This is a genomic window from Macrococcus armenti, assembly GCF_020097135.1.
GTDB classification, from domain to species: Bacteria; Bacillota; Bacilli; order Staphylococcales; family Staphylococcaceae; genus Macrococcoides; species Macrococcoides armenti.
Window position 1 is genome coordinate 2,059,317 of record NZ_CP083608.1, and the last position, 15,393, is coordinate 2,074,709.

18 protein-coding genes are annotated in these 15,393 nt (G+C 37.3%); 10 read left to right on the top strand and 8 right to left on the bottom strand.

The annotated features are described in order from the left end of the window. Positions 1–35 precede the first annotated feature (35 nt). The gene (locus LAU42_RS11005) at positions 36–332 is read right to left on the bottom strand and encodes a DUF5327 family protein (protein WP_224183590.1); all 297 of its coding nucleotides are present in this window, start codon (positions 330–332) and stop codon (positions 36–38) included. After that, positions 329–988, bottom strand: a complete 660-nt coding sequence (locus tag LAU42_RS11010; protein WP_224183591.1) for a uracil-DNA glycosylase — start codon at positions 986–988, stop codon at positions 329–331. The genes LAU42_RS11005 and LAU42_RS11010 overlap by 4 nt, the downstream gene beginning before the upstream one ends. Before the next feature lie 94 nt (positions 989–1,082). Here LAU42_RS11010 and thiD point away from each other — a divergent pair, with 94 nt between their 5' ends. From thiD to LAU42_RS11035, 5 genes are all read left to right on the top strand, one after another. Then, positions 1,083–1,913, top strand: a complete 831-nt coding sequence (gene thiD, locus LAU42_RS11015; RefSeq protein ID WP_224183592.1) for a bifunctional hydroxymethylpyrimidine kinase/phosphomethylpyrimidine kinase — start codon at positions 1,083–1,085, stop codon at positions 1,911–1,913. 112 nt (positions 1,914–2,025) lie between these two features. Then, complete coding sequence (locus LAU42_RS11020; protein ID WP_224183593.1) at positions 2,026–2,382, top strand: YojF family protein; 357 nt, start codon at positions 2,026–2,028, stop codon at positions 2,380–2,382. Positions 2,383–2,393: 11 nt separating this feature from the next. Continuing rightward, positions 2,394–3,053: a bacillithiol biosynthesis deacetylase BshB2 gene (bshB2, locus tag LAU42_RS11025; protein ID WP_224183594.1), complete on the top strand. Its 660-nt coding sequence runs from the start codon at positions 2,394–2,396 to the stop codon at positions 3,051–3,053. Between the two features lie 16 nt (positions 3,054–3,069). After that, the gene (gene folE2 / locus LAU42_RS11030; RefSeq protein ID WP_224183595.1) at positions 3,070–3,948 is read left to right on the top strand and encodes a GTP cyclohydrolase FolE2; all 879 of its coding nucleotides are present in this window, start codon (positions 3,070–3,072) and stop codon (positions 3,946–3,948) included. Beyond that, positions 3,948–4,505 carry a sugar O-acetyltransferase gene (locus tag LAU42_RS11035; protein ID WP_224183596.1) on the top strand — a complete coding sequence of 186 codons (558 nt, stop codon included), beginning with the start codon at positions 3,948–3,950 and terminating at the stop codon, positions 4,503–4,505. Before folE2 ends, LAU42_RS11035 begins: the two co-directional genes overlap by 1 nt. A gap of 32 nt (positions 4,506–4,537) precedes the next feature. Here LAU42_RS11035 and LAU42_RS11040 read toward each other — a convergent pair whose 3' ends face one another. Both LAU42_RS11040 and tadA read right to left on the bottom strand, forming a co-directional pair. After that, positions 4,538–5,407 (bottom strand): HAD family hydrolase, encoded by an 870-nt coding sequence (locus tag LAU42_RS11040; protein WP_224183597.1) that lies wholly within the window; start codon positions 5,405–5,407, stop codon positions 4,538–4,540. A 54-nt stretch (positions 5,408–5,461) separates the two neighbouring features. Next, the gene (gene tadA / locus LAU42_RS11045) at positions 5,462–5,956 is read right to left on the bottom strand and encodes a tRNA adenosine(34) deaminase TadA (protein ID WP_224183598.1); all 495 of its coding nucleotides are present in this window, start codon (positions 5,954–5,956) and stop codon (positions 5,462–5,464) included. Positions 5,957–6,028: 72 nt separating this feature from the next. Here tadA and LAU42_RS11050 point away from each other — a divergent pair, with 72 nt between their 5' ends. Together LAU42_RS11050 and LAU42_RS11055 are read left to right on the top strand one after the other, a co-directional pair. Beyond that, complete coding sequence (locus LAU42_RS11050) at positions 6,029–6,628, top strand: deoxynucleoside kinase (protein ID WP_224183599.1); 600 nt, start codon at positions 6,029–6,031, stop codon at positions 6,626–6,628. Next, positions 6,625–7,287 (top strand): deoxynucleoside kinase, encoded by a 663-nt coding sequence (locus tag LAU42_RS11055; RefSeq protein ID WP_224184807.1) that lies wholly within the window; start codon positions 6,625–6,627, stop codon positions 7,285–7,287. The genes LAU42_RS11050 and LAU42_RS11055 overlap by 4 nt, the downstream gene beginning before the upstream one ends. A gap of 29 nt (positions 7,288–7,316) precedes the next feature. Here the strand turns inward: LAU42_RS11055 and LAU42_RS11060 are convergent, their stop codons facing one another. From LAU42_RS11060 to LAU42_RS11075, 4 genes are all read right to left on the bottom strand, one after another. Beyond that, positions 7,317–8,003 carry an HAD family hydrolase gene (locus tag LAU42_RS11060; RefSeq protein ID WP_224183600.1) on the bottom strand — a complete coding sequence of 229 codons (687 nt, stop codon included), beginning with the start codon at positions 8,001–8,003 and terminating at the stop codon, positions 7,317–7,319. Positions 8,004–8,100: 97 nt separating this feature from the next. After that, entirely contained in the window at positions 8,101–9,168 is a 1,068-nt protein-coding gene (locus tag LAU42_RS11065) for a branched-chain amino acid aminotransferase (protein ID WP_224183601.1), read from the bottom strand. 189 nt (positions 9,169–9,357) lie between these two features. Continuing rightward, positions 9,358–10,311, bottom strand: coding sequence for an L-threonine 3-dehydrogenase (locus tag LAU42_RS11070; RefSeq protein ID WP_224183602.1), 954 nt, complete (start codon positions 10,309–10,311; stop codon positions 9,358–9,360). Positions 10,312–10,516: 205 nt separating this feature from the next. Next, complete coding sequence (locus LAU42_RS11075; protein ID WP_224183603.1) at positions 10,517–11,707, bottom strand: glycine C-acetyltransferase; 1,191 nt, start codon at positions 11,705–11,707, stop codon at positions 10,517–10,519. Between the two features lie 159 nt (positions 11,708–11,866). Between LAU42_RS11075 and LAU42_RS11080 the strand changes: the two genes are divergently transcribed. The 3 genes from LAU42_RS11080 to LAU42_RS11090 are packed head-to-tail and all read left to right on the top strand — an operon-like array spanning position 11,867 to position 15,376. Next, positions 11,867–13,054, top strand: a complete 1,188-nt coding sequence (locus LAU42_RS11080; protein ID WP_224183604.1) for an amidohydrolase — start codon at positions 11,867–11,869, stop codon at positions 13,052–13,054. Next, positions 13,020–14,198, top strand: coding sequence for an amidohydrolase (locus LAU42_RS11085; RefSeq protein WP_224183605.1), 1,179 nt, complete (start codon positions 13,020–13,022; stop codon positions 14,196–14,198). The genes LAU42_RS11080 and LAU42_RS11085 overlap by 35 nt, the downstream gene beginning before the upstream one ends. Continuing rightward, positions 14,198–15,376, top strand: coding sequence for a M20 metallopeptidase family protein (locus LAU42_RS11090; protein WP_224183606.1), 1,179 nt, complete (start codon positions 14,198–14,200; stop codon positions 15,374–15,376). The genes LAU42_RS11085 and LAU42_RS11090 overlap by 1 nt, the downstream gene beginning before the upstream one ends. The last annotated feature ends 17 nt before the right edge of the window (positions 15,377–15,393 follow it).

A 15,393-nucleotide genomic window follows, 5' to 3' on the forward strand; every position in this document is an offset into this window, starting at 1 on the left:
TGATTATTTATTTTTTATCCCTTTATATTGTAACCTTAAAAATCAAAGATTGAATCACCATTTCCGAATCCATCATCAGTTTTAATCTTCTGCTCGCTGGACACAACTTTTGCCCCCATCATCTTAAGTTCTTCTGTCGTTATACCCGCATGCGGACCTGTAGGTGATTCTTCTGCCTGCGAATAAGATGGTGCAGTATGAACAACTTTACTCTGACCGATATTTGCCATCATCTCAATCGCATAGAGATGTTTGTTATATTCTGCGTGTGTCGTCGCACGCTTTAACGCTTCAATTTCCTGTGTTAACTTCTGGATGAGTCTATCGTTCACTGTTTATCCTCCCTTCCCCAGTCAATAGGTGCTTTATTATGTTCTACTAAATACGCATTCGTTTCACTATATGGTTTTGAACCAAAGAAACCTCGATATGCACTGAGCGGACTCGGGTGCACACTTTTTATCACTTTATGTTTAGAAGTATCGATTAACGGCATAAGTTTCTGTGCTGGTTTCCCCCACAGTATAAAGACTACATTTTCTTTGTATTGCGCAATCGCTTTAACAATCTCCGTCGTAAACTGCTCCCACCCGATACCTTTATGCGAATGTGCTTCATGTGCACGCACAGTTAATACATTATTTAATAATAACACACCTTCATATGCCCAACCTGTTAATTCTCCTGTTTGTCGCTTTATCCCCAGGTCACTTTCTAATTCCTGATACATATTTCGAAGGGATGGCGGCAATTTCTCCCCATCCAATACAGAAAATGCTAACCCATGCGCCTGGTTCGGTCCATGATATGGATCTTGTCCGATGATAACGACTTTCACCGCTTCAAACGGTGTAAATTTAAAGGCATTGTAAATGTTTTCGCGCGCTGGATATATCGTCTTCGTTGCATATTCATTCTCAAGGAATTCATCCATTGTACTATAATTATATTTTTGTTTAATTTCATGAAAGATTTGTTCCCAATTCATATATTTCACCCTTATATATTATAAACATATTATTTTGAATTAAACACATTCATGATATGATATTAACAAACAAAAAAGAATAGGGGAAATGAAAATGAGCTTAAAGAAAATATTAACAATTGCCGGATCAGATACAAGTGCAGGAGCTGGTATGCAGGCAGACTTAAAAACATTCCAGGAATATAACACATATGGTATGGTCGCACTAACTGCTGTCGTTGCGATGGACCCTGAAACTTGGGGTCACGATGTTACTCCGCTACCAATCGAATTATTAGATAAACAAATTAAAACTGCATTATCAATCGGACCTGATGCGATTAAAACAGGTATGTTAGGAACGGAAGAGATTATTGAACGCGCTGCAAAAGCATTTCAGGATTCTAACGCTCAATATTTCGTTGTAGACCCTGTAATGGTATGTAAAGGTGAAGATGAAGTACTTAACCCGGGAAATACTGATGCAATGATCAAACATTTGTTACCACTTGCAACAGTTGTAACACCAAATTTATTTGAAGCAGGTCAGTTATCAGGTCTTGGTAAATTAACTTCTATTGAAGATATGAAGCGCGCAGCTGAAACAATTCATAATCGTGGTGCGAAACACGTTGTGATTAAAGGTGGTAAAGCTTTAGAATCAGATAAAGCTTTAGACTTATATTATGATGGTGAGACATTTACGTTACTGACAACTGATAAATTCCAATCATCATATAACCATGGTGCCGGCTGTACATTTGCAGCTGCTACAACTGCAAACTTAGCACTTGGTAAATCTCCACGTGAAGCAGTTATCGCTGCAAAAGGATTCGTTGCTTCAGCAATTAAACATGGCTGGAAGATGAATGACTTTGTAGGTCCTGTACAACACGGTGCATATAACCATGTAGAGAAGATTGACGTCGCAACTGAAGAAGTTTAATTACATCCCATGCCGACAACGATGTCGGCATTTTTTTATTTAAGCGTAAAGGTATAATTTTTCATCTATTTCTAGTAAAATAATGTAGTATAAACTTTGAGGAGCAATGTGTATGGAATTAATCGAACAACAACAAGTACAAAACTTGTTAAATCAATATCAGAACAAACCTGTCTATTTACACGTTGAAACGACAAATGGTGCTTATGCCAGTCATTTTGACGAGAAAGTATTCAATGCCGGTACGTTTTTAAGAAATATTCAAGTCAGTTACATACAAGGCATCATTACAGGTGGAAACAAAGAACCATACCGTGTTGGCCTTAAGCTGAATAACGGATGGATATATGTACAAGGTTTGACACATTTCGAAATCGATGCACAAGGTCGTTTCTTAATGGCAGGATTAAATTATCAGGGGCAACTCGCTGCAGCATTACAAATTAGCGAAAAGCCGTTTGAAGTATAGGGGTGTATAATATGGAACAAGAAAGACAAGTATTGATGATTTTCCCTCACCCTGACGATGAAGCATTTGGTGTATCAGGTACAATTATGAAACATATCGATAATGGAACACCTGTTACTTATGCTTGTCTGACATTAGGTCAGATGGGACGAAACTTAGGTAATCCTCCATTTGCAACACGTGAGTCATTACCAAAAATCCGAGAGAAAGAATTGGAAGCCGCATGTGCTGCAATGGGTATTACTGACTTACGCAAGATGGGTTACCGAGACAAGACGTTAGAATTTGAATTACAGGAAGATTTAGTGAAGATGGTGACGGAGTTGATTGATGAATTAAATCCTTCACTTATTATTTCATTCTACCCTGGTTACTCTGTTCATCCAGATCATGAAGCTACAGCAAGTGCGGTCATTGAAGCGGTGAGACAGTTAGATAACAAACCGAAACTTCACCTTGTTGCATTCAGTCATGACAGTTTAGAAGACTTAGGTGAACCAAATGTCGTAAACGATATTACTGGTTACGAGGCACGTAAACTTAAAGTACTGGAAGCTCATGCTTCACAAACAGGGCCAATGCTGGAAAGTTTAGCTGCAGATACACAGCAGGCAGAAGCTGCAAAAGATATGTGGCTGAAGTCTGAACGATTCTATCAATACGAAGTATAATTTTAGGAGTATGCATATGGAACAATATAATTTAAATACACGTGAAGGTCGATGGAAACACTTTGGTTCTGTTGACCCAATTAAAGGTACGAAACCTACAGTTAAAGAACAAATGACTGATTTACAAAGTTCAAAGAAAAACTTCTTGTTCGAAATCGATCATGTAGGTATTAAAAATTTAACATATCCAGTTCGTTTAGATGGTTATCAGACAGCTGGTACCTTCAGTCTTTCAACACATTTATCAAAAGACGAAAAAGGTATTAACATGAGTCGTATATTAGAGTCTGTGGAGCGTCATTATGATAACGGGCTACCGCTTGACTTCAAAACTTTAAGAGACGTGCTCATCACATTACAAACAGTAATGCACCAGAAAAATGCAACAGTTGATGTTGAAGCAAAGTGGTTCTTTGACCGCTTCAGTCCTGTAACAAACTTACGTGCTGTCGGCCATGCCGATACAATGTTCAGCTTAACTGTTGAAGGTGATAAAGCAATCCAGAAGTCATTAACATTGACGGCAATGGTAACAACGCTTTGCCCTTGTTCTAAAGAAATCAGCGAATATTCAGCGCATAACCAGCGCGGTATTGTTACGGTTAAAGCAGACTTTGAACCAGAGATGATGCTACCGGAAAACTTCAAGGAACTAATGTTAGAAGCGATGGAAGTAAATGCGAGCAGTATGCTATACCCTATTTTAAAACGTACAGATGAAAAAGCTGTTACAGAACGCGCATATGAAAATCCGCGATTTGTTGAAGACTTACTGCGTTTAATCGCAGCAGACTTAGTTGAACTGGATTTCATTAAAGGGTTTACAATTGAGTGCCGCAATGAAGAGTCTATTCACCAGCATGATGCATTTGCACGATTAACATATCAAAAGTAATGAAAACTGAAAAAGAAAAAATGTTACAAGGAGATTTATACGATCCTTCAGATGCAACATTAGTACAGGATCGTATAAATGCTAGACTATTATTCAGAAAATATAACAATACACCTGAAAGTGAAATTGAGGTTCGTACTGCACTTATTAAACAAATATTTGGCACGACAGGTAACACGATTCATGTAGAATCAGATTTGAAAGTTGATTATGGTTATAACATTCATGTAGGTGAGAATTTTTACTCGAATTATGATTTAACGATATTGGATGTTGCACGTGTCACAATTGGTGATAATTGTATGATCGCACCTGGCGTTCACATTTATACCGCGACCCATCCTACAAACCCCGTAGCACGTAATAGCAGTAAGGAATTTGCATTTCCTGTTACGATTGGACATAATTGCTGGATCGGTGGTCGGGCAATCATTAACCCAGGTATAACGATCGGTAATAACGTCGTCATTGCAAGTGGCGCAGTCGTAACGAAAGACGTACCGGACAATGTCGTCGTTGCAGGTGTTCCAGCAAAAATAATACAAACGATAAAATAAAGCAGGATGCAATTGCATCCTGCTTTATTCTATTATTCAATTTCTCCGTTCATCACTTGCATAATTGCGCGTCCCACACCACTTTCTTCGTTATCACCTGCAATGAATTTTGCAACTTGTTTTACTTCTTCTGCTCCATTAGACATCGCAAACGAATACTTCACACGCTCAAGCATCGATACATCGTTTAAGTTATCTCCTATCGCCATTACTTCATCCATCGTAATATTAAGCTGCTCACAAATTGCCTGAAGCGCTATACCCTTTTGAGCATCATTATGTGTAATTTCGATATTTCCACGTGATGATGATGATACTGCCAGACTGTTGTATGATGCAAGCGCCTCTTTCGCTGCATCGATTTTATCCAGATCACTAGAGAACGCTAAAAACTTCAGCACAATCTCACCGTCACGCTCATAAATTTCATCGTAATTTTGTACTTCTTTCAACGAACCATTATCAATACGTTTCTGAATTGATCTGCGAATCTTCTCAACGTCTGGTGTATGCCCCATCTTCTCTGCAATGTCGATATAGATCTGCAGATCCTTCTCTTTATCTTCTGTATAAATTCTCGCACTCGTATACACTTGATAATATAGATCATGCTGCTTTAATATATTTGTAATGCGTTTAATCTGTTCATTATTAAGCTTCGAAGTATAAATAATATTAAAATCCTCATCACGTACTTCAGCACCGTTTAAACATATGAATGGCACCTTTAATCCTGTTGGTTTCACAGGTGTATTCGCTTCATAGAATGCACGTCCTGTCGCTATTGCAACTGTAACACCCTTTGACTGCGCATACTGAATTGCTTTAATATTTTCCTCAGAAACTTCATGCGCACTGTTTAGTAATGTACCATCCATATCTGTCGCGATTAATTTAACCATCGTTTCATCTCCTACTCTTAATACTTACAGTGTAACAAATCCATTACAATTATTCTAAGAAAGACTATCATTAAGTTTATTAATCTTTTCGAGTGATTTCTTTTTTCTAAGTGCTTTAAAAAAGTCTTTCAGCAACTGACTGCATTCATCATGCAGAACACCATTTATTATCGTTGCCTGATGGTTGAATCTCGATTCCTGTAGTAAATTCATTAAAGAACCGCTACAACCTCCTTTAGAATCATGCGCACCATAAACTACAGTAGGAATGCGACTCATCACAATCGCGCCGCTGCACATCACACATGGTTCAAGTGTGACATATAATATACAGTCTTCTAATCGCCATGATCCGATTGTCTTACTCGCTTCATTAATCGCTACAACTTCTGCGTGCATTAATGGATTCTGGTCAGATTCTCTTAAGTTATGTCCTCTTCCGATAACTGCGCCATGTCTTACAACGACTGCACCAATCGGCACTTCATCAACAGCATATGCTTTTTTCGCTTCTTCAATGGCCATCCGCATATAGGTTTCATGGTTCATTTCTTCATCAGCCCCACTCTTTTTATGGTACAATACAAATACTATTTTATTTTAACATTTGAGGAGAGAATTATGACACCTTTATTTATAGCGATTGAAGGACCGATTGGTGTCGGTAAAAGTTCATTAACAAAGAAACTCGCTGATACATTAAACTTAGCACCCATCTATGAAATTGTAGAAGAGAATCCTTTTCTGTCAGATTTCTATGAAGATATTTCTAAATGGAGCTTCCAGACGGAGATGTTCTTTCTATGTAATAGGTATAAAGTATTGACGGATTTATCAGAAGAAGCTTCCGTCATTAGTGATTATCATATATTAAAGAATAAAGTATTTGCGAACAATACTCTAAATCAAAAAGAATACAAAATGTTTGAAGAGATTTACGATATATTAACACGTGAAGTTCGTACACCAGACATCACCGTATTTCTGACTGCAGATTTAGAAGTATTAAAACATCGTATTCAATTACGTAACAGAGACTTCGAATCTTATATTGAAGACGATTACTTAATTAAACTTACAGAAGATTATCATCGTGTATATGAATCAATGAAAGATGATCATAATACGATACTTATCAATACGAGCGATATTGATTTCGTTCAAAACGAAGAAGACTATACAAAAATCGTGAAGCAAATTAAGGAAATGATAGGAGCATAAATATGTATACAATACCAAACGATGCAATAATAACAATTGCAGGAACAGTCGGCGTCGGCAAAAGTTCCTTAACGAAAGCACTAGCTGAGAAGCTTAACTTTAGAACATCATTTGAAAAAGTAGATAACAATCCATATTTAGAAAAGTTTTATAATGACTTTGATCGCTGGAGTTTCCACCTTCAAATTTATTTCTTAGCAGAACGTTTCAAAGAACAAAAACGTATATTTGAGTATGGTGGTGGATTCATACAAGACCGTTCGATATACGAAGACGTTGATATATTCGCTAAGATGCATGAAGAAGGCGGTACGATGACGAAAGAAGATTTCGAAACGTACTACCAATTATATGAAGCGATGGTGATGACACCGTATTTTCCACAACCCGACTGCTTAATCTTCCTTGAAAGTGATTATGAAGATGTCATTAAACGTATTGCAGAACGTGGTCGCCAGATGGAGATTGAAACAGATGAAACTTACTGGCGTGCACTATATGCAAGATATGTCGAATGGATTGAAAACTTTAATGCATGTCCTGTAATACGTATTAATATTAATGAATATGATGTGTATGATAACATCGATTCATTAGACCCTGTAATCGAGAAAATTGCAAAAGTCATCCATACACACCGTTCAATGCATAAACGATAACAAAAAGTCACCAGAGATGGTGACTTTTTTTATATAATATCCTGTAAATCCGCTACGCTATTTAATATTACATCTGCATTTTGTAAATCCTGACTATCACCTGACCCACTTAACACACTGATAACTTTATGTACACCAGCATTGCGTCCGAGCATGACATCAATTTCAGTATCTCCAACCATTATCGTTTCTTCTGGCGCACAATTTAATGCCTGCATCACTTCTTCCAGTAGTTCTTTTTGTGGCTTATGATACTTAGAATTGTCACTTGTAACAACTTTATCGAAAACTTCTTTTATATTAAACTTATTTAAGAATAAGTCCATTGACTCTGTGTCATCTGCTGACACGATTGCAAGATGATATCCTTCTGACTTTAATTGTTCCAGCGTTTCTTTAACACCATGAATGATTTCAATTTTAGACGCTTCATTTTCAGTATGCATACTTTCTAATTTTTTTGAGACAAACTGACTAATATTATCACCATTCGGAAGAAGCGATAACTTCTCAACAATCTTTCTCGCACTACTGGATGCTGTAAACATATCAATCTTCTCGTCTATTATATTAAATGCATCTTTAATTTCCGACTTCGGTACGTGAATATTCGTTCTTGAGGAAAATTCATTAATTACATCATCCGCCAGTTTCACAAATATACTACCCAGTTCCATTAACGTCCCATCTTTATCAAATACAATCAGTTTCGTCATCATAATCTCCTTTAATCGTTTAATATTCTATACCCCAATAATAAAGCATCTCACAAATTTTGTGAGATGTTTTTACTTTTTGATATGAAATTACATATTATACTGACAAGCACCATCCAAACGGATCTTCAGAAGTACCATTCTGAATACTTGTGTAAGCATCATATAGTTTTTGAGTTACTTCACCTGTGTTTCCTGACCCAATTGTTACTACTTCATCTTTATATTTAATTTCACCTACCGGAGAAATTACTACTGCTGTTCCTGCGCCGAACACTTCAGTTAAACTACCACCTTTTGCAGCAGATACAACTTCATCGATTTGAATTCTACGCTCTTCCACTTCGTATCCTAAATGTGCCGCAAGTTGCAGAATCGACTTACGCGTAATACCTGGAAGTATACTGCCATTTAATTGTGGTGTAACAAGCTTATTACCAAATACAAAGAAAATATTCATACTTCCCACTTCTTCAATATATGACTGTTCTACACCATCCAGCCACAGCACTTGATTATAACCAAGCTTCTCGGCTCTCGACTGAGCAATCAAACTCGCTGCATAATTTCCGGCAGCCTTTGCAAAACCTACACCTCCACGTACAGCACGCACATATTCATCTTCAACAAATATTTTAATTGGTGTTAAGTGACCTTTACCGTAATAAGCACCAACAGGCGTCAGAATAATTAAGAATTTATAGCTTGTTGCAGGTCGTACACCTAAATATGGTTCATTTGCATACATAATCGGTCGAATATATAGCGATTGTCCCTCACCTGTTGGAATCCAGTCTTGTTCGATAGAAATCAATTGCTTAAGTGCCTGAACTGCTTCTTCAACATCCAGTTGTGGCATCTCCAGTCGCTCACATGACTTATTCATACGTTTAAAATTTTCATCCGGACGAAATAACTGGGCGCCTGCAGCCGTTTTATATGCTTTTAACCCTTCAAATACTGCCTGACCATAATGCAGTACTTGCGATGCCGGACTCATGGGAATATCTTCATAAGGTACAATTTTCTTATTATGCCATCCAAATTCTTCAGAATAGTCCATAGCAAACATGTAATCCGTAAAGTGAATACCGAAACTTAAATTATCCTGATCCGGTTTTTGTTTTAGCTCATTTCGTTCTACCACTTCAAACTTTGCAACCATTTCCTTCATCCTTTCAAATAATTTTTAATGTCCATTAGTATAACAACTCTCTTTTTAATTTTCAATAAGTTTTTAGAAAATTCTAATTTTTTGTGAATTAAAACACCTTCACTTACTATTACTTTTAAATTTTATAGTATAAAATAAATAAAACCTTGATGTACAGTCAGTACATCAAGGTCGAAATATTTACTTATTCTCTTTTAATTTAATTGCTTCTAACATTTCTTTTGTCATCGTATCTAAATCAAACTTAGGATTAAAGCCCCACTGCTTCTTAGCTTCAGAAGCATCAATAGAGTTCGGCCAGCTTTGTGCGATACCTTCACGTACAGGGTCTACATCGTAATCAAGCTCAAATTCAGGCATTACTTTACGAATACTTGCTGCAATCATTTCAGGATCTACACTCATTGCAGTAACGTTAAATGCATTGCGGTCAATTAAGTTTTCTGCCGGAGCTTCCATTAACTTGATGATCGCATCAATTGCATCGTCCATGAACATCATATCCATGAATGTACCTTTATTAATGTATGAAGTATACTTTCCTTCGCGAATCGCTTTGAAGTAAATTTCTACCGCATAGTCAGTTGTACCGCCACCTGGTTCTTTAACGTGTGAAATAAGTCCAGGGAAACGTACACCACGCGTATCTACTCCGAAACGGTGGAAGTAGTAATCACATAATAATTCACCAGATACTTTGTTAACACCGTACATTGTCGTAGGACGCTGAATTGTTACTTGTGGTGTATTATCTGCTGGTGTGTTAGGTCCGAATGCTCCGATTGATGAAGGTGTAAAGAATTGCATGTTATATTTACGTGCAACTTCTAATGCATTCAGTAAGCCTCCCATATTTAAGTTCCATGCAAATACAGGATTTTTCTCAGCAGTTGCTGACAGTAAAGCTGCCATATGCATAATTGTATCCGCTTTGAATTCTCCAGCTAATTGATCCATACGCTCTGCATCTGTTACATCTAATTCTTCGAATGGTCCTTCTAATACTTTTGCGCCTTCTTCCGGACGACGTAAATCCGTCGCTAATACATTTTCAACACCGTAAATTTCTCTTAATTTTAATGTTAATTCTGTACCGATTTGGCCTAAAGCACCTGTGATCATAATTCTTTTCATTATTATTATCTCCTTTGCACATTTGTACATATCGAATGGACATTTGTTTAATATTTATTTAATTTACATATCCATTCTATATTAAAATCGCTTACATGTCCACCAGTAGTAAACAGTTCAAAATTTCAAAAAACTTAACAAATGAAATAACACCTGATAAGTATATATAACATCACTTATCAGGTGTTCAACAACACATCATGCATTATTTAATAATATTTAATTCTTTTCCTACACGCTCATAAATTGCTAATGCTTCATCAAGCATTTCTTTCGTATGCGCTGCAGTCGGCATATTGCGTACACGTCCTGTTCCACGTGGTACAGTTGGGAACACGATAGATTTCGCATAAACGCCTTCTTCCATTAAACGTTTAGAGAATTCCTGAGTTGTCTTTTCATCACCAATAATACATGGCGTGATTGGTGTTTCTGAATGTCCGATATCAAAACCTAATTTCTCTAAACCAGCTTTTAAGTAATCGCCATTCTCCCATAATTTATCATGTAGTTCTGTAGATTCCATAAGCAATGTTACCGCTTCAGTAATTGCACGCGTATCAGCAGGTGCTAATGATGTTGAGAATAAGAATGGACGTGATGCAACTTTTAACCAGTCGATTAAATCTTTAGATCCAGCTACATATCCACCAACGACACCGATTGCTTTAGATAAAGTTCCAATCTGGAAGTCAATTTTATCTTGTAAACCGAAGTGCTTCACTGTTCCTGCACCTTTACCCATTACACCTGATCCATGTGCGTCATCTACGTATGTGATTAAGCCAAACTCTTCAGCAATTTCAACGATTTCAGGTAGTTTTGCAACGTCTCCATCCATTGAGAATACACCGTCAGTAATATACATTACTTTATTGTAAAGACCTGATTCAACAGCTTCTTTCGCTTTCGCGCGTAAATCTTCCATATCAGAGTGTTTTACACGAATAATTTTAGCTTTAGATAAACGGCATCCATCGATAATTGATGCATGGTTTAATTCATCTGAAAGAATTGCATCATTTTTATCCATTACTGCACTAATTGCTGCCATATTACAGTTAAAACCTGATTGATATGCAATTGCAGCTTCAGTTCCTTTAAATTCTGCTAATTTTTCTTCTAATTGTACGTGTAAGTCTAAAGTACCGTTAATTGTACGTACTGCTCCTGCACCAACACCATGAGAATCTACTGCTTCTTTCGCAACTTTCTTTAAGCGTTCATGCGTTGCTAAACCAAGATAGTTATTTGATGATAAGTTAATAAGCTCTTTACCATCGATTTTAATTTTCGCACCGTTCGGTCCTTCAACAACGTTAATTTCATTGTATAAACCATTGTTCTTTAATTCATCTAAACGTTCTGTTAAAAATGATTGTAAAACTTTAGTCATAAAATGACACCCCTTTTTCATTATTTCAATTTTATCATAACACATGCATAAAATTTGTTCTATTGAACAATATGTATATTCGTATATTGTAACGAAGTTTAAATTTTCTAATATTTTTGATAAGATAGTAATATTATAATTTTATAGAGGAGTGGTGCCATGAACATCGAACAACTAGTAACAGATGATTTTAATGAAATGATAAATGTCCGAAGATATCTTCATCAGCATCCTGAAGTAAGCTTTCATGAGGAAAAGACATATGCTTATATATTAGAAGCTTTATGTAAATTATCTCATTTTACTATTCGCGAACATGTCGGTGGAAAAGGTATCGTTGCGAAAATTTCTAATGGGAATGGACCATCCATTGCATTTCGTGCTGACTTCGATGCACTACCGATTCAAGATCAAAAAGATGTGCCGTATAAATCTCAGAATGATGGTGTTATGCATGCTTGTGGACATGACGGTCATACTTCAATACTACTTTCGGTTGCGAGATTATTAAACAAAACTTATCAATCGATTAATGGGACTGTTACATTAATTTTTCAGTTCGCTGAAGAAGTAGCTCCTGGTGGTGCACGTGATATGGTAAGTGATGGTGCACTCACTGGCGTAGATAAAGTATATGGTAACCACTTATGGTCTCCATATGAACAAGGTGCAGTATATTCCAGAAAAGGTGCTTTAATGGCATGTCCGGATACTTTTCATATTACTGTTCAAGGAAAAGGTGGTCACGGTGCCAGTCCGGAATCAACGATTGATGCAATCGTTGTTATGGCTGAACTGATTATTAATTTACAGACCATTATTTCACGTAATGTCGCACCTACTGAGCAGGCAGTACTAACAGTTGGGAAAGTTGTTGCTGGTGATACATTTAACATTATAAGTGATAGTGCTTACTGTACCGGAACTGTCCGTACATTTAATCCTGAAGTGAAGCAAATGATTAAAGATGCTATGGATAGAGAAGTTAAAGGTATTACTGCCGCTAAAGGTGCAACATGTATATTTGATTATATCGACGGGTATCCTGCAGTTATTAACGAATCAGAGGCAGTAGATGTAATCGATCGAGCTGCTGAACAAGCAGGTATTCCATTTAAAGAAACAGAGCAATTGATGATTGGAGAAGATTTCTCATATTACATCCAGCATAAACCAGGTGCATTTTTCTTAACTGCTGCCGGGAAAACATCTAAAGGCATTACTGCACCACACCATCATCCATTGTTTGACTTTGACGAACAGGCAATGATAGATGCTGTAAAAATGTTTCTATATATATTAAAGGAGGAGCATGTGTATGATTACCCAGGTCAACCAATATTATGATGAACTCGTTGCCATTAGAAGGCACTTACACATGTATCCGGAACTCTCATTCCAGGAAGAAAAAACACCTGAATATATCGCTGCATATCTGGAATCACTCGGAATAGAAGTTGAACGCAACGTCGGTGGTAGAGGTGTTGTCGGACGCCTCATTAAAGATAGCGCACTTCCTACACTCGCAATTCGTGCTGATTTTGATGCGCTTCCGATACAGGATGAAAAGGACGCCCCTTATAAATCACAAATTCCCGGTGTTATGCATGCTTGTGGTCACGATGCACATACAGCAGTATTAATAATTACAGCGAAAATACTCGCCAATAATTTCGATAAATTGAACGGAAATTTAGTTTTTATTCATCAACATGCCGAAGAAGTAGATCCAGGTGGTGCGATACAGATGATAGCAGACAATTGTCTGCGCGGTGTTGATGCAATCATCGGGCAACATGTATCAAGTGATCTTGATGTCGGAAAAGTAGGATATAAATACGGGACAGCTACTGGCATTCCTGATGATTTCTGGATTACGATTAAAGGAAAAGGCGGACATGCTGCACATCCAGATACAACGATAGACCCTGTTGCGGCAACAATTCGACTATGCAATGATTTACAATACATTGTTTCACGTAAAACGAGTGCAACGACGCCTGCCGTACTCTCTGTAACACAACTTGAAGCCGGAGATCAGAATAATGTCATCCCTGATAGTGCTAAAATCGCTGGTACGATTCGTACATTCGATGCCGAAACACAAAACTTAATGATTAAAGAACTAAAAAAATGTTTAGAAGGTCTCGTAACTACTATGGGCATTTCATACGATTTAAAATATAGTAAAGGCTATCCTCCTGTTGTTAACAGTACGAATGAAACAGACTTAATCGTAAATGCCGCAAGAAAAATTGAAGATATAACTGAGCTCGTTGAATTAAAACCATCACTCGGTGGAGAAGATTTTTCATATTATTTACAACGTGTTCCTGGTTCATTCTTTTATACCGGTACGCGTAATGCACATTTTAAAGCAGACTTCCCACACCATCATCCGAAGTTTGATATTGATGAGAAAGGTATGCTGAATGCTGTTAAAGTATTTCTGCAAGCTACTGAAGACTTTTTTAATAAGGGGGTAAAGTAATGCAGTGGGCAGATGAAGTTATTCAATACAAAGAAGAACTGATTGATATTAGAAGATACTTGCATATGAATCCAGAACTATCATTTCATGAATCAAATACAGCTGCATTTATTGCAGATTATTTAACAAAGCTCGATATTCCAGTCACTACAAATGTAGGTGGACATGGTTTGTTTGGGAAAATCTCAGGCAATGCTGAAGGACCGACAGTACTACTACGTGCGGATATTGATGCATTATCAATACAAGACCAAAAAGATGTTCCTTACCGCTCGAGTGTTCCAGGTGTAATGCATGCATGTGGGCATGACGGTCACACTGCGATGCTGCTTATTACTTCTAAAATATTAAAAAAGCATGAATCAGAAATTAAAGGTAATGTCATCGTATGTTTTCAGCATGCTGAAGAGGTATTACCTGGAGGCGCAATATCGATGATTGAAGCCGGCGTATTAACTGATGTTGATTACGTATTCGGTGCACATACTTCAAGTGCTATGGATACCGGAAATGTAGGATTTATAACAGGTCCAGCGTATGGTATTGCAGATGATATTAATATTACCGTCCAGGGGAAAGGTGGCCATGGTGCTACACCGCATGTAACACACGATGCGATCATCGCAACAAGTCACCTTATCTCACAATTTCAAACCATCGTTTCACGTAATGTCGATCCTATTGAAACAGGTGTAGTCACGATAGGAGAATTCAAAGGTGGTGATGCCTTTAATGTCATCGCAGATAGCGTAAAGCTGACTGGAACGGTGAGAAGCTACAAAGAAGATATTAAAGCAATCATCATTGAAAGACTCAATGAAATTTCAAAAGGGATAGAGCAAAGTTTCAATGTCCACGTAGACTTTAAGTATACGCATGGATACCCTGCACTTATTAATAGCGAAAGAGAAACTCTATGGCTGCAATCTGTTGCAGAGGAAACGAACGGCATAAAGAACGTCGTGAAAATGAATCGCACACTCGGCGGAGAAGATTTTGCATACTTTTTACAGAATAGGCCTGGCACTTACTTTAATGTCGGTGTCAAAAATAGTGCAATACAAGCGGACTTTCCGCATCATCATCCAAAGTTTGATATGGACGAACACGGCTTACTGAATGGCCCGAGAGTATTTTTATCACTTGTAGAGCGAATGGATGAACTTAAAAATGCATAATAAAAAGCTATGAGGCG

Excerpts from the sequence above, each read along its gene's own strand:
- LAU42_RS11010 (WP_224183591.1), bottom strand. The coding sequence starts at position 988 with ATGAATTGGGAACAAATCTTTCATGAAATTAAACAAAAATATAATTAT.
- thiD (WP_224183592.1), top strand. The coding sequence starts at position 1,083 with ATGAGCTTAAAGAAAATATTAACAATTGCCGGATCAGATACAAGTGCA.
- LAU42_RS11020 (WP_224183593.1), top strand. The coding sequence starts at position 2,026 with ATGGAATTAATCGAACAACAACAAGTACAAAACTTGTTAAATCAATAT.
- bshB2 (WP_224183594.1), top strand. The coding sequence starts at position 2,394 with ATGGAACAAGAAAGACAAGTATTGATGATTTTCCCTCACCCTGACGAT.
- folE2 (WP_224183595.1), top strand. The coding sequence starts at position 3,070 with ATGGAACAATATAATTTAAATACACGTGAAGGTCGATGGAAACACTTT.
- LAU42_RS11035 (WP_224183596.1), top strand. The coding sequence starts at position 3,948 with ATGAAAACTGAAAAAGAAAAAATGTTACAAGGAGATTTATACGATCCT.
- LAU42_RS11040 (WP_224183597.1), bottom strand. The coding sequence starts at position 5,407 with ATGGTTAAATTAATCGCGACAGATATGGATGGTACATTACTAAACAGT.
- tadA (WP_224183598.1), bottom strand. The coding sequence starts at position 5,956 with ATGAACCATGAAACCTATATGCGGATGGCCATTGAAGAAGCGAAAAAA.
- LAU42_RS11050 (WP_224183599.1), top strand. The coding sequence starts at position 6,029 with ATGACACCTTTATTTATAGCGATTGAAGGACCGATTGGTGTCGGTAAA.
- LAU42_RS11060 (WP_224183600.1), bottom strand. The coding sequence starts at position 8,003 with ATGACGAAACTGATTGTATTTGATAAAGATGGGACGTTAATGGAACTG.
- LAU42_RS11065 (WP_224183601.1), bottom strand. The coding sequence starts at position 9,168 with ATGGTTGCAAAGTTTGAAGTGGTAGAACGAAATGAGCTAAAACAAAAA.
- LAU42_RS11070 (WP_224183602.1), bottom strand. The coding sequence starts at position 10,311 with ATGAAAAGAATTATGATCACAGGTGCTTTAGGCCAAATCGGTACAGAA.
- LAU42_RS11075 (WP_224183603.1), bottom strand. The coding sequence starts at position 11,707 with ATGACTAAAGTTTTACAATCATTTTTAACAGAACGTTTAGATGAATTA.
- LAU42_RS11080 (WP_224183604.1), top strand. The coding sequence starts at position 11,867 with ATGAACATCGAACAACTAGTAACAGATGATTTTAATGAAATGATAAAT.
- LAU42_RS11085 (WP_224183605.1), top strand. The coding sequence starts at position 13,020 with ATGTGTATGATTACCCAGGTCAACCAATATTATGATGAACTCGTTGCC.
- LAU42_RS11090 (WP_224183606.1), top strand. The coding sequence starts at position 14,198 with ATGCAGTGGGCAGATGAAGTTATTCAATACAAAGAAGAACTGATTGAT.